The organism is Micromonospora sp. NPDC048909, from assembly GCF_040649635.1.
GTDB lineage: Bacteria > Actinomycetota > Actinomycetes > Mycobacteriales > Micromonosporaceae > Micromonospora.
This window is the reverse complement of sequence record NZ_JBEZFU010000006.1, coordinates 312,378-325,036: the sequence shown is the minus strand read 5'-3', so window position 1 is coordinate 325,036 and position 12,659 is coordinate 312,378. Positions and strand designations below refer to the sequence as shown.

At 72.5% G+C, this 12,659-nt stretch carries 14 protein-coding genes; 7 read left to right on the top strand and 7 right to left on the bottom strand.

From position 1 onward, the window contains the following. The first annotated feature begins 3 nt into the window (after positions 1 to 3). The 3 genes from AB0C04_RS19135 to AB0C04_RS19125 all read left to right on the top strand — a co-directional run bounded on the left by AB0C04_RS19135 (position 4) and on the right by AB0C04_RS19125 (position 2,898). The gene (locus AB0C04_RS19135) at positions 4 to 378 is read left to right on the top strand and encodes a DsrE family protein (protein ID WP_357056085.1); all 375 of its coding nucleotides are present in this window, start codon (positions 4 to 6) and stop codon (positions 376 to 378) included. Between the two features lie 91 nt (positions 379 to 469). After that, on the top strand, positions 470 to 850 hold the full coding sequence (locus tag AB0C04_RS19130; protein WP_357056082.1) for an SCP2 sterol-binding domain-containing protein: 381 nt from the start codon (positions 470 to 472) through the stop codon (positions 848 to 850). Further along, positions 847 to 2,898, top strand: coding sequence for a glycogen debranching N-terminal domain-containing protein (locus AB0C04_RS19125; RefSeq protein ID WP_357056079.1), 2,052 nt, complete (start codon positions 847 to 849; stop codon positions 2,896 to 2,898). The genes AB0C04_RS19130 and AB0C04_RS19125 overlap by 4 nt, the downstream gene beginning before the upstream one ends. 126 nt (positions 2,899 to 3,024) lie before the next feature. On the opposite strand, the gene AB0C04_RS19120 is transcribed toward AB0C04_RS19125, so the two are convergent. The 7 genes from AB0C04_RS19120 to AB0C04_RS19090 all read right to left on the bottom strand — a co-directional run bounded on the left by AB0C04_RS19120 (position 3,025) and on the right by AB0C04_RS19090 (position 8,224). Then, complete coding sequence (locus tag AB0C04_RS19120; protein WP_357056076.1) at positions 3,025 to 3,888, bottom strand: hypothetical protein; 864 nt, start codon at positions 3,886 to 3,888, stop codon at positions 3,025 to 3,027. A 79-nt stretch (positions 3,889 to 3,967) separates the two neighbouring features. Beyond that, complete coding sequence (locus tag AB0C04_RS19115) at positions 3,968 to 4,522, bottom strand: winged helix-turn-helix domain-containing protein (RefSeq protein WP_357056073.1); 555 nt, start codon at positions 4,520 to 4,522, stop codon at positions 3,968 to 3,970. A 204-nt stretch (positions 4,523 to 4,726) separates the two neighbouring features. Continuing rightward, entirely contained in the window at positions 4,727 to 5,059 is a 333-nt protein-coding gene (locus AB0C04_RS19110; protein ID WP_357056070.1) for a DUF1416 domain-containing protein, read from the bottom strand. Between the two features lie 3 nt (positions 5,060 to 5,062). Beyond that, the gene (locus AB0C04_RS19105) at positions 5,063 to 5,911 is read right to left on the bottom strand and encodes a sulfurtransferase (RefSeq protein WP_357056067.1); all 849 of its coding nucleotides are present in this window, start codon (positions 5,909 to 5,911) and stop codon (positions 5,063 to 5,065) included. A gap of 204 nt (positions 5,912 to 6,115) precedes the next feature. Next, positions 6,116 to 6,193 (bottom strand): Ms5788A family Cys-rich leader peptide, encoded by a 78-nt coding sequence (locus AB0C04_RS19100; protein ID WP_311202345.1) that lies wholly within the window; start codon positions 6,191 to 6,193, stop codon positions 6,116 to 6,118. Positions 6,194 to 6,281: 88 nt separating this feature from the next. After that, positions 6,282 to 7,070: a DUF2993 domain-containing protein gene (locus AB0C04_RS19095; RefSeq protein ID WP_357056064.1), complete on the bottom strand. Its 789-nt coding sequence runs from the start codon at positions 7,068 to 7,070 to the stop codon at positions 6,282 to 6,284. Between the two features lie 104 nt (positions 7,071 to 7,174). Then, positions 7,175 to 8,224 (bottom strand): hypothetical protein, encoded by a 1,050-nt coding sequence (locus AB0C04_RS19090; protein WP_357056061.1) that lies wholly within the window; start codon positions 8,222 to 8,224, stop codon positions 7,175 to 7,177. 246 nt (positions 8,225 to 8,470) lie between these two features. On the opposite strand from AB0C04_RS19090, the gene AB0C04_RS19085 reads away from it, so the two are divergent. From AB0C04_RS19085 to pstS, 4 genes are all read left to right on the top strand, one after another. After that, positions 8,471 to 9,190, top strand: a complete 720-nt coding sequence (locus tag AB0C04_RS19085) for a response regulator transcription factor (protein ID WP_350875807.1) — start codon at positions 8,471 to 8,473, stop codon at positions 9,188 to 9,190. Positions 9,191 to 9,295: 105 nt separating this feature from the next. Then, a complete protein-coding gene (locus AB0C04_RS19080) occupies positions 9,296 to 10,210 on the top strand; it encodes a polysaccharide deacetylase family protein (protein WP_357056058.1) in 915 nt (304 codons plus the stop codon). 67 nt (positions 10,211 to 10,277) lie between these two features. Continuing rightward, positions 10,278 to 11,204, top strand: a complete 927-nt coding sequence (gene mshD / locus AB0C04_RS19075) for a mycothiol synthase (protein WP_357056055.1) — start codon at positions 10,278 to 10,280, stop codon at positions 11,202 to 11,204. 344 nt (positions 11,205 to 11,548) lie between these two features. Beyond that, positions 11,549 to 12,655, top strand: coding sequence for a phosphate ABC transporter substrate-binding protein PstS (gene pstS / locus AB0C04_RS19070; RefSeq protein ID WP_357056052.1), 1,107 nt, complete (start codon positions 11,549 to 11,551; stop codon positions 12,653 to 12,655). The last annotated feature ends 4 nt before the right edge of the window (positions 12,656 to 12,659 follow it).

Below are 12,659 nucleotides of genomic sequence, written 5' to 3'. Positions count from 1 at the left end.
CCTATGCTGGGCCTCATGGCCCGCACTCTCGTCGTCAAGGCCACCGCCGGTGCGGACGCCCCGGAGCGGTGCGCCCAGGCGTTCACGGTGGCCGCGACGGCCGCCGCAGCCGGCGTGCACGTCTCTCTCTGGCTCACCGGGGAGTCCACCTGGTTCGCGTTGCCCGGGCGCGCCCAGGAGTTCGAGTTGCCGCACTCGGCCCCGCTGGCCGAGCTGCTGCACGTGGTGCTGACCAGTGGCACGGTCACGGCCTGCACCCAGTGCGCCGCCCGCCGGGAGATCGGCCCGGACGACGTGTTGCCCGGCGTACGGATCGCCGGTGCCGCGGTCTTCGTCGAAGAGGCGATGACCGAAGGCGCGCAGGCGCTGGTCTACTGATCGGCGGCCCGCGAACCCGGTCCGGTATGTCTGGTAAGGGCGGACTGCCGATACTGACCCGGTATGTCTGACCGCTGCCTACGATTCGGATGTGAGCGAGACGGCGGAGCGGTTCTTCGAATCACTGCCGGCGCGCGCCCCCGACGTCCTGCGCGGTCTGGTCAGCGGAACCCTCCAGATCGAGCTCGCCACCGATGACGAGACCGACCACTGGCTGGTCGTGATGCGCCCCGGAACGGTCGAGGTGAGCCGTCATCGCGGGCCGGCCGACGCCCTCTGGTACAGCAGCGCGGACCTCTTCGACCGGCTGGTCTGCGGCGAGGCGCAGGGCGTCGCCGCGGTCCTGCGCAACGAGAGCACGTTCAGCGGAAACGTGGTGCTCTTCCTGGCCTTCCGGAGGTTCTTCCCAGACCCACCGGGCACCCGTGACCCGCGCGAGGTGGCTCGGGAGCAGACCGGGCGGCTGGCGTGAAGGACCTGGTCAGCATCCTGGACGGCAACACCTTCCTGGTGACCGACCGGCGCGGTGACATCGAGCCCTCGTTCGACTTCCCCACCGGCCTCTTCTCCTTCGACACCCGCTTCCTCTCCACCTGGCTGCTGACCCTGGACGGGGAACGGCTGCACGCCCTCTCCATCGACGAGGCGGAGTCTTACCGCACCCGCTTCTTCCTGGCGCCCGGTGAGCCGACGCACTACCTGGACGCCCGGGTCTCGGTGATCCGCAGCCGGGCGATCGGCGGCAGCTTCGAGGAGGAGCTGACCGTGCTGAACCACTCGCGTGATCCGGTCGAGTTCACCCTGCGACTCGACATCGGCGCCGACTTCGCCGACCTCTTCGAGATCAAACACGCCCGGCAGAAGAAGGGCCGGACCACCGCCACGGTGAGCGGCAAAGAACTGCGGCTGACCTACCGCCGGGAGGCCTTCCACCGGGAGGCGGTGGTCACCACCAGCGAGCCGGCGCAGATCGACGTGTCGGGCATGACGTTCCGCATCGGCATCGACGGGCACGGCGAGTGGACCACGCGGCTGCACGTGGCGACGGTGGTCTACGGCGCCCGCGGCGAGGACATCCGCGCCACCCTGCCGTACGGCGGCAGCCGGAACGTGGCCGCCATCCAGGCCGAGCAGACCGAGCTGATCGAACGGGCGCCGAAGCTCGGCTGCGACTGCCAGCCGCTGGCCGGCGCGTACCGGAGCAGCCTGAACGACCTCGCGGCGCTGCGCTACGAGTCGATCGCCCTCGGGGTCCGGCTGCTCGCCGCCGGCCTGCCCTGGTTCATGACCCTCTTCGGCCGGGACAGCATCTTCACCTCGCTGCAGGTGCTGCCGTTCCTGCCGGAGCTGATCCCACCGACCATCCAGATCCTCGGCGGTCTCCAGGGGCACCGGGTGGACGACTTCCGGGACGAGGAACCGGGGAAGATCCTGCACGAGCTGCGGTACGGCGAGACGGCCGGCTTCGAGGAACAGCCGCACTCGCCCTACTACGGCTCGGCGGACTCCACCCCGCTCTTCGTCATCCTGCTCGACGAGTACGAGCGGTGGACCGGGGACAGCCAGCTGGTGCTCCTGCTGGAGTCGCAGATCCGGGCCGCGCTGGACTGGATCGACACCTACGGCGACCTGCTCGGCACCGGTTACATCTGGTACCAGACCCGCAACCATGAGACCGGGCTGCAGAACCAGTGCTGGAAGGACTCCTGGGACGCCATCTCCTTCGCCGACGGCCGGCTGCCCGGCTTTCCCCGAGCCACCTGCGAGCTGCAGGGGTACGCCTACGACGCGAAGATCCGCGGTGCCCGGCTGGCCCGGAAGTTCTGGAACGACCCGGCGTACGCCGACCGGCTGGAACGGGAGGCCGCCGAGCTGAAGCAGCGGTTCAACCGGGATTTCTGGATTCCGGATCGGGAGTACTACGCGCTCGCCCTGGACGCCGACGGCCGGCAGGTGGACGCGCTCGCCTCGAACATCGGCCACCTGCTCTGGAGCGGCATCGTGGACGAGTCCCGGGCCGGCCGGATCGCCGAGCACCTGCTCGGGCCACGGCTCTTCTCCGGTTGGGGCGTCCGGACCCTCGCCGACGACCAGGGTCGGTACAACCCGATCGGCTACCACGTCGGCACGGTCTGGCCGTTCGACAACTCGATCATCGCCTGGGGGCTCTGGCGGTACGGCTACCGGGAGGAGGCCGGACGGATCTGCGATGCGATCCTGGCCGCGTCCCGGTTCTTCGACGGGCGGCTGCCGGAGGCGTTCGCGGGGTACGAGCGGAACCTCACCGACTACCCGGTGCGGTATCCGACCGCGTGCAGCCCGCAGGCCTGGTCGACCGGGACGCCGTTGCTGCTGCTCCGGGTCATGCTCGGCCTGGAGCCGCAGGGCCAGCACCTGATCATCGACCCGGCCGTGCCGGAGGGCATGGGGCGCATCGAGCTGCTCGACATCCCCGGCCGGTGGGGCAAGGTCGACGCCCTGGGCCGCAGCCGCACCCCCACCGACCACTCCCAACCCTGACCCCGGCCCCCGGCCCCCGGCCCGGCGGCCGGGGCGGGCACGCGGGCCGGGCGGGCGCGGGGGCCGGGGCGGGCGCGGGGCCGGGTTGGGCGCGGGGCCGGGTTGGGCGCGGGGGCCGGGGTGGGGTCAGGGGGTGGGGCAGGGGTGGGTGGCGGTCAGGCGGGAGTGGTCGGCTCGGGCGTCGGCCAGGACGGTCACCGGGCCGGTGCGATAGGCGTACACGTCGGGGGTGTCCAGGACCGGGCCGCCGGTGGCGAGCGTGGCGAGGGCGGCGGCCGGGTCGGTCGAGCCGGCGGCAACCTCGGCGGCGCGGGCGGTCCGGGCGACGCCGCCGCCGGGGCAGGGCGCGCTCACCAGTTCGGGCGTCGCCGGGCCCGGCTGGCCGAGGGCCCGCAGCGCGTCAGCCAGGGCGACGGTCTCCGCGCCGGCCGGGCCGGTCGTCGGGGCGTAGCCGGCACCCACGAGCCGGCAACCGGTGCGGACGATGATCCGGACCCACCCGTCGTCGCCGGGGCGTCCGTCCACGGCGACGAACTCGCCGACATCGGCGCGCAGCCGCAGGCCGTCCGGCGTCGTCCGTACGCCGGCCCGCCAACCCGCCGGCAGCCGGTCCGCGATCCGCTCGAGCAGCTCCCGCTCACCGCCCTCGGGCACGGCCACGTCGACGCCCCGGGTCAGGGTCGCCCCGTCGGCGAACGGGGTGATCCGGCAGCCCCGGTCGACGCGCGCGGGGGTCAGCTCCCACACCGCCGTCCCGCCGGCGGCTGCGGCCAGCTCACCGATTGCCCGGTCCACCACCGGCCCCGCCTCACCGAGGCTGCGCTGTTCGCGCACGCTGGGCGGGTCGTCGCGAACGGAGATCCAGGCCAGCACCCCGAGCAGCAGCGCCCAGGCGACGCTGGCGGCGAGCAGCCAACGCCGACGCCGGGTGGGGGCCGGCGCGTCAGGCCCGGTCGGCGGGGCGTACCCCGCCTGCACAGCACCGCTCACCCGGTCATCGTGTCACGCGGCTGCCGCCCGGCCGGCGGCGCGTTCGGGGCCGGGGGCGGCCGGGCCGGCGCGGGAGTGGTCAGCCGCTGGTGGCTCGGGGCGCGGCGTCCAGCCGGTAGCCGACGCCCCGCACCGTACGTACCCGGGGCCCACCTGGCAGCGGACGCAGCTTGCGCCGGAGCCGTTTGACGGCCGAGTGCAGGATCGCCGCGTCGCCCAGGTAGGCACCGCCCCAGACGGCGCCGAAGAGCCGCTCGTAGCTCCAGACCGAGATCGGCGGACTGACCAGCCGGGCGAGCAGCTCCCGCTCGGTACGGGTCAGCGGAAGCGGATCGCCGCGCCAGGTCACCAGATGCCCGGCCCGGTCGACGAGCAACTCGCCCCAGCCGACCGGACGCTCCGACGCCTCACCCGTACCGTCGCCAGGCGCTCCGGAGGGCTCCGCCGGCTCGACCGGCCGCGGCGCGGGTGGGGGTGACGCCGTCGCCGTCGGCGCGAACAGCACCGCCCGCAACTCGGCGAGGTCGGCGCAGCTCACCACCGGCGCGACCCCGTCGAGGCGGCGTAACACCCGCTGGCGGACCGCGACGTCGGCGCTGACGCAGACGACGATAGGGACCTCTGCACCGGACACGCTGCCTCCTGGGCGGACGTGCTGACGTGAGAAGCTCCCACCCATCGGCAGTGACGACCACCGATGGGGCTCGGGCCAAGCCTAGCGGTAAGACTCGGGCTCGTCACTGCCCGGAACCTGATCGACGGCTCGGTGCCGTCGGTGCGCACGACCGGGGCCGGCCACCCGCGAGGGTGACCGGCCCCGGTCGATCAGAGCAGTGGGTCAGGAGGCGACGGTGACGCCCACCTCGTTGATGCCCCGGCCGGCGGTCACGGCGGTGTCGCCGTTGCCGTGCCGGGAGAGCGCCCGCAGGGTCCAGGCGCCGGGCGCGGCGAAGAACCGGAACTGGCCGGCCGCGGAGGTGACCACCTCGGCGGTGAACTCACCGGTCGAGTCGAGCAACCGGACGTAGGCGCCCGGCACGGCCTCGCCGTCGGCGGAGCGGACGACGCCGGTGATGACGGTCTCCCTCTCCAGATCCAGGCTGGCCGGCAACGGCGCGGCCTGGTCGGGAGCGGCGCAACCCGCAGCGGTGGGAGCAGCAGGAGCAGTCATGGCTCAGGCCTCCCCCGGCTCGTCGCCGAGCGCGACCGGCACGCCGACCAGCGAGCCGTACTCGGTCCAGGAACCGTCGTAGTTCTTCACGCTGCGGTGCCCGAGCAGCTCCTGCAGGACGAACCAGGTGTGCGAGGAGCGCTCGCCGATCCGGCAGTAGGCGATGGTCTCCTTGCCGTCGTCCAGCCCGGCGTCGGCGTAGATCCTGCGCAGCTCGTCGTCGGACTTGAAGGTGCCGTCCTCGTTGGCCGCCTTCGACCACGGCACGCTGATCGCGGTCGGGATGTGCCCGGCCCGCTGCGCCTGCTCCTGCGGCAGGTGCGCGGGGGCGAGCAACCGGCCGGCGAACTCGTCGGGGGAACGCACGTCGACCAGGTTCTTGTTGCCGATCGCGGCCACCACCTCGTCGCGGAAGGCCCGGATCGAGGTGTCCGGCTCCTGCGCGACGTAGCTGGTGGCCGGGCGGGCCACCGCGTCCTTGACCAGCGGCCGGGCGTCCAGCTCCCACTTCTTGCGACCGCCGTCGAGCAGCTTCACGTCGCGGTGGCCGTAGAGCTTGAAGTACCAGTAGGCGTACGCGGCGAACCAGTTGTTGTTGCCGCCGTACAGGACCACCGTGTCGTCGTTGCTGATCCCGCGCTCGGAGAGGAGCGCCTCGAACTGGGTCTTATTGACGAAGTCCCGGCGCACCGGGTCCTGCAGGTCGGTCTTCCAGTCCAGCTTGATGGCCCCGGCGATGTGGCCGGTGTCGTAGGCCGAGGTGTCCTCGTCGACCTCGACGAAGACGACGCCCGGGGCGTCGAGGTTCTTCTCGGCCCAGTCGGCCGAGACGAGTGCGGTGTCGCGACTCATCAGATCACTCCCTGGTCAGGATGGATGGTGAGCCAGCGCGCGGAGATCGAAGTGTGTAGGTGTCGCACCACGCGCGGGACCCCTTGGGAAGGACGGATCACGGGTTCGTGCGACGGCGCCGCTGCCGGGCGATGGGGGAAAGCACTGGGGTTTGCGAACCCTGCGTGCCGGTGGTCGCTCAGGCGACCGAGGACAGCCCCGCCGTCAGATGACGGGGCGACACAGGCAGGTGGCCACGCGGCACAGGTCGACCGCGCGCCGTTTGGTGAGGAGCGTCCCCATGGTCAGGGAGCCTACCAGCCACCACCGGGGGTGCCACCGGCCCGACCAGCATCCGGGACGCCGGCCGCGACCGGGGGCCGCCCTCGACTCAGCCGGCCGAGTTGATGGGTACGTCCTTCGCGTCCGCGGTGACCGTCAGCCCCTCGGGCGTCGGCCGGACCTCGCGGACGGCGAGCTGGAAGGGCAGGTCGGGCAGGGGCACGTCGACCGAGATGCCCTTGGCGTAGTTGTTCAGCAGCGTGCGGGCCAGCGGCAGGTTCGGCAGCCCCTCGGCGTCCAGGTTGTTGAAGCGCAGGCTGACCTGCCCCTGCTTGCTGACCGTCACGTCGGCCGTGCCGGTGACGGTCAGCTTCGCGCCGAGGATGTCCACCGGGGCGGTGACCGCGAGTTTGCCGCCCTGCTCGCCCAGGGTGAGGCCGGGCCGGTCGAGCAGGGCCGCCAGGCTCTGGTAGCTGATCGTGCCGGTGCCGTTGACGGTCTCGGCGACCACGTCACCCTGGCCGGAGCGGATGGTGTCGAGCGAGGCCCGGACGTTGCGGGCGTCCACGTCGAGCTCCGGAAGGCTGATCGCGTCGCCCTGCACCGAGCCGCGCACCTCCCGCAGCACAATGGAGATGCGCTCGTAGCGGCCCTCGAGCACCTGGTTCAGGAACGGGAAGCCGCCCACCTCGACCTCCGGCGGGGCGGACTGCGCGTTCTGCTTGGCCACCTCCTGGCGGACCTGGTCGGCGATGGCCCGCTCGGCCACGCCGACGGCCACCCGGTCGGCGATCACCAGGATCCCGCCAAGTACGAGCAGCAGGACGACGAGCACGACGAGCGCCTTGCGTCCGCGTCGCCGTGGACGTTCCTCGTACGCCGCTTGGGCCTGCGCCACACCGTCTCCTGTCTCCGCTCGCCGCGCTGCGGCGCATGGTCACTGCCGGTGCCGCCGGGCGGCGCACCGTTGGTACCCGGCCGGCGTCGCGCTCAACCGTACGTTCAGAGGAAGAGCATGCACATGGCGTACGCCGCCGGCGCGGCCAGGGCGAACCCGCCGAGCGGGCCCTGCATGTGCCGGGCGACCCACATGGTCGGTGGCTCGCCGGCCATCAGCCGGCCCGCCTCGGCGTAACCCACGGCGAGGTCGGCCAGCACGGCGGTGACCGCCGCCACCAGCCCGATGATGGCCGCCCGGGTCGGGGTGAACGGGGTGACCAGGTAGCTGCCCAGCGCCGCGCTGGCCAGGGTGCCGACCATCGCGCCGCCGACCACGCCGGCCGCACCTCGGGGCACCTGGGGGGCGAGCCGGGGCCACGGCGCGACCGCGTCGGTCAACCGGGCCACGGTGAGCGCGACGCCGCTGGCGGTCAGGCAGACGGTGATCGCCTGGGTGCCGGCCGGGATCCGGCTCAGCACGATCAGCGTGCCGAAGGCGACCACGCCGACCACGATCAGCAACGTGGTGCCGAGCGAGTCGGTCACCCGCACCCGGTCGACCCGGCGGACCAGCTGACCGAGCACGCCGAGGACGAAGCCGCCGGCGGCGACGTAGCCCAGCGGCGCCAGGCCGGCGATGTCCGATTGCACCGCCGCCGTGTCGGCCGCCACGGCCGCGCCCACGCTGACCAGTGCGACCAGCAGCACCGCGGGCGGGCGCATGGCCATCGTCCAGGCCAGCACGAAGAGCAGTTGGACGCCGAAGATGACGATCGCGAAGGGCAGCCGGTGCCCCGGCCCGGAGGTCTGCGCCGCGAGCACCAGGCCGACGCCGAGCAGGGCGGCGAAGCCGGCGGTGGCCACCGAGAGCGGCCGGCGTACCTCGACGGGCGGCACGACCTCCTCGTCCGGCTCGACCGCCGCGTCGTCGTCCGTACGACGGGCCGGCTCACCACCGCGCCGGGCCCGGCGGGGTCCGCTGCGCTCCCGGCGATCATCGTCGTCGGGACCCGGGCCGCTGCGCGGCGCCGGCGGTTGGCCGTGGCCAGGGCCCGGACGGGGCCCGTCGGACCATGGGTCCCGGCCGGTCTCGGGCGAGGTGGAGGGAAACACGCCCCGATCGTGCCAGACCGACCCCCCGGAGCGGAGGTCACGGGTTTCGACAACGTTAAAAGATGCCCCGCGATCAAGGGCAAAGCGAACAAAGTGGAAGTGCTCCCACGGCGCTGCCGGAGCGATCGGTTACGCTCAACCCGTTACCCCGCCCGTCAGCGACGCCGGGACCCACGCTAGTTCTCAGCGCACCCCCACCACGGAGTGCAGCTGGTCGCGTGCGGCCGAGAGGCCGCCGGGACGGAGGTGATCGTGGAGATCCTGCTGCTGGTGAGCGCACGTGCAGGCGAACCGTCCGCAGTGCTGCCGGCACTCGACCTGCTGCCCCACTCGGTTCGCACCGCGCCGCGCGACGTCCGCACGCTGGTCGCCGGCCCGAGTCCCGACGCGGTCATGGTCGACGCCCGCTCCGAGCTCAGCGAGGCCCGGGCGACCTGCCGGATGCTGCACGCCACCGGCCTGGGCGTCCCGCTGGTCGCGGTGGTCACCGAGGCCGGGCTGATCGCCCTGAACGCCGACTGGGGCGTCGACGACGTCATCCTCGCCTCGGCCGGGCCGGCCGAGGTCGAGGCCCGGCTGCGACTCGCGGTGGGCCGGCTGACCAACGCGGTCGCCGGCGCCGGCGGCTCGATCCGGGCTGGCGAGCTGACCATCGACCCGGACACCTACGCCGCCAAGCTCAAGGGCCGGCCGCTCGATCTCACCTACAAGGAGTTCGAGCTGCTGAAGTTCCTCGCCCAGCACCCGGGCCGGGTCTTCACCCGCGACCAGCTCCTGCGCGAGGTCTGGGGCTACGACTACTTCGGCGGCACCCGGACGGTGGACGTGCACGTCCGACGGCTACGGGCCAAGCTCGGCTCGGAGTACGAGTCGATGATCGGCACCGTCCGGCAGGTGGGCTACAAGTTCGTCGTGCCGCCGTCGCGGTCGCTGCCCGAGGCGGAGCACGCGCCGCTGCCGGTCTGACCCTCCCCCCTCCCGGGGAACTATTTCCCATATGCCCTTTTTGCGCCGACAGTCGGACCTATTCTGACTGCCGAGTTGTCAGCGGAAAGGGCGATGGTGCGTGCGATGACCACGGTGGGCGGCGGGAGCCGGTGGACGGACCGGCTACGAGCGCTGCTGCGGCCGGGTTCCACCGGCCGCGCGGTCGCTACCGTCACCGTGGTGGTGGCCGTGCTGCTCGGCTCGGCGTACGCCCTGGGCCGGAGCCTGGTCCCGGACCGGCCGCAACACAACGCCACCGGGGTCGCCGGCGATCTGGACCCGGACTCCGCCGACCAGCCGGCCGCACCGGAAACCTCGACCCCGCATCCGGACGGCCGCAGTGCCGGCCCGACCGAGGCGGGGCAGGACGGCTCCGCCCGGGACGCCACGGGTGACAGCCTGTTCGGCGCGCACTCCACCACCGGCAACGAGAAGGTCGCGCTGACCTTCGACGACGGACCGGATCCGCAGTACACGCCGCAGGTTCTCACGGCGCTCCGCGAGTTCGGCGTCAAAGCGACCTTCTGCGTGGTCGGGGAGAACGCGCAGAACCATCCCGACCTGATCCGGGCGATCGTTGCCGACGGGCACACCCTCTGCAACCACTCCTGGAACCACGACGTCACCCTGGGCAAGCGAGCGCCGGCCGCGATCCGGACCGACCTGCTGCGGACGAACGAGGCGATCCGGGCGGCGGTGCCCGACGCGCCGATCGTCTGGTACCGCCAGCCCGGCGGCGCGTGGACCTATCCCGTGGTCTCGACGGCGCACTCCCTGGGCATGACGCCGGTGCACTGGACGGTGGATCCGTCGGACTGGGACACACCCGGCGCGGGCCGGATCACCGCGACGGTGCTCACCGCGGTCGAACCGGGATCGGTCGTGCTGCTGCACGACGCCGGCGGCAACCGGCAGGGCACGGTGGACTCGCTGTACCGCATCCTGCCGGACCTGACCTCGCGGTTCGAGCTGGAGGCGCTGCCGACCGACCCGACGTGACCCGGCCGACGGCCCGGGACGCCGGGACGCCGGCGGCACGCCGAGGCGGTCCGGCTACGGTGACGGAATGAGCAGCGCCGAGCCCACGATCGACCAGGTGACCCGCAACGACCGACTCGCTTCCGCGGAGATCGCCGACGTGCTGGCCCTGGCCCGTTCCGCGGGCGACACGGACGGTGCGGACCCGCTCGACGAACACGTCCTGCTCCGGCTGCGCGACCCGGCGGCCGCGGCCGTGCACCTGACCGCGCGGGCCGACGACGGGACGCTGACCGGGTACGCCCACCTGGACACCACCGACCCGGCCGACGGGATCGGCGTGGAGCTGGTGGTGCACCCCGCGTACCGGCGGCGTGGCACCGGCCGGGCGCTGGCCCGCGGAGTGCTGGCCTCGGCCACCGGTCCGCTGCGGGCCTGGGCGCACGGCGACCACCCGTCGGCCGCCGCACTCGCGGTCGACCTGGGCTTCACCCGGGCCCGGGTGCTCTGGCAGCTGCGCCGGTCGCTGACCGCCCCGCTGGGCGAACCCCAGCTGCCCGACGGCGTGACGCTGCGCGCGTTCCAGCCGGGTACGGACGACGCGGCCTGGCTCGCGGTCAACGCCCGGGCCTTCGCCGACCACCCCGAGCAGGGTCGGTGGACCGCCGACGACCTGCGGGTACGGCTGGCCGAGCCGTGGTTCGACCCGGCCGGTTTCCTGCTCGCGGTGGAGGACTCCACCGGGCGGCTGCTCGGCTTCCACTGGACCAAGGTGCACGAGCGCCCAGGCTCGGCCCGGATCGGCGAGGTCTACGTGCTGGGAGTGGATCCGACGGTGCACCGCGGCGGGCTGGGCCGTGCGCTGAGCACCGCGGGGCTGGCGTACCTGCGGGACCGGCGCGGCCTGGACCGGGTGATGCTCTACGTCGACGAGACGAACGCCGGCGCGATGGCCCTCTACGAGCGGCTCGGCTTCCTGCGTTGGTCGGCGCACGTCAACTACCAGTTGGGCTGACCCCACCGGAGGAAGCGCACCCGCCCGGGATGCGCTGCGCACCCACCCGGGGTGCGCGATGACGCCGGGCGCCACCGGTCACCGGCAGATAACGGGGGCGCCTCGGCGCGGTAACACCGTACCGGAAATATACGGATACTTCCGACAGGGGCACGCGAGTTCACTTAACGGACAACCCACCCTCAGCGAGCGGTCATCACCAGGGCCGCACGTGTTCACCTTCCGTTCATTTATGACCGGCGCTCCGGCTACCTGGCCCTCCTAACTTGTGGAATCAGCCGGTCACTGCCGGTCCCCGGGCCCCGATCGGGGCGCCAGGTCAGACGTGAAGGGAAACCCCTCAGGTGAAGCTCCAGCGGCACGGCATGCTCGCCTGCCTCGCTCTTACCGCGACGCTCGCTCTCAGCGCATGCGGCTCGGACAACAACGAGCCCGCCACCGGTGCCAGCGCCTCCGGCTCGGCGTCCGCGGTCGACTGCGCCACCGGCACGCTGAACGCCCAGGGCTCGTCCGCGCAGAAGAACGCCATGGACGAGTGGATCAAGGCGTACCAGCAGGAGTGCTCCGGCGCCAAGATTAACTACGAGCCCTCCGGCTCCGGCGCCGGCATCCAGGCGTTCATCGCCGGCACCGCCGACTTCGCCGGCTCCGACTCGGCGCTCAAGCCCGAGGAGCAGCCGCAGGCTGACGCCAAGTGCCCGAGCGGCGCGGCCATCCACCTGCCGATGGTGATCGGCCCGGTGGCCATCGCCTACAACCTCGACGGCGTGGACAACCTCCAGCTCAAGCCGGCCACCCTGGCGAAGATCTTCGCCGGCAAGGTGACCAAGTGGGACGACGCGACGATCAAGGCCGACAACCCGGACGCCAAGCTGCCGTCGACCGCGATCAACGCCGTGCACCGCTCGGACTCCTCCGGCACCACGGACAACTTCACCAACTACCTGGCCGAGACCGCCGAGGCCGACTGGAGCTTCGGTAAGGCCAAGGAGTGGAAGGCCCCGGGTGGTACCGGTGCCGCCAAGTCCGACGGTGTGGCCAGCGCCATCAAGGGTCAGGCCGGCACCATCGGCTACGTCGAGTGGTCGTACGCCGAGAACGGTGGCCTGAAGATGGCCAAGGTCGCCAACGGTGCGGGTGAGTTCACCGCGCTGACCGCCGAGTCCGCCGGTAAGACCATCGCCGGTGCCAAGGTCGAGGGCCAGGGCGACGACCTGAAGATGTCGATCGACTACAACACCAAGGAGGCCGGGGCCTACCCGATCGTCCTGGTGACCTACGAGATCGTCTGCGGCAAGGGTCTCGCCGCCGACAAGCTGCCGCTGGTGAAGGGCTTCCTGACCCACGCCGCCAGCACCGAGGGCCAGGCTGCCCTGACCGAGCTGGGCTACGCCCCGCTGCCGGAGACCGTCCGCACCAAGGTCGAGGCCGCGGTCAAGAACATCTCCTGACCCG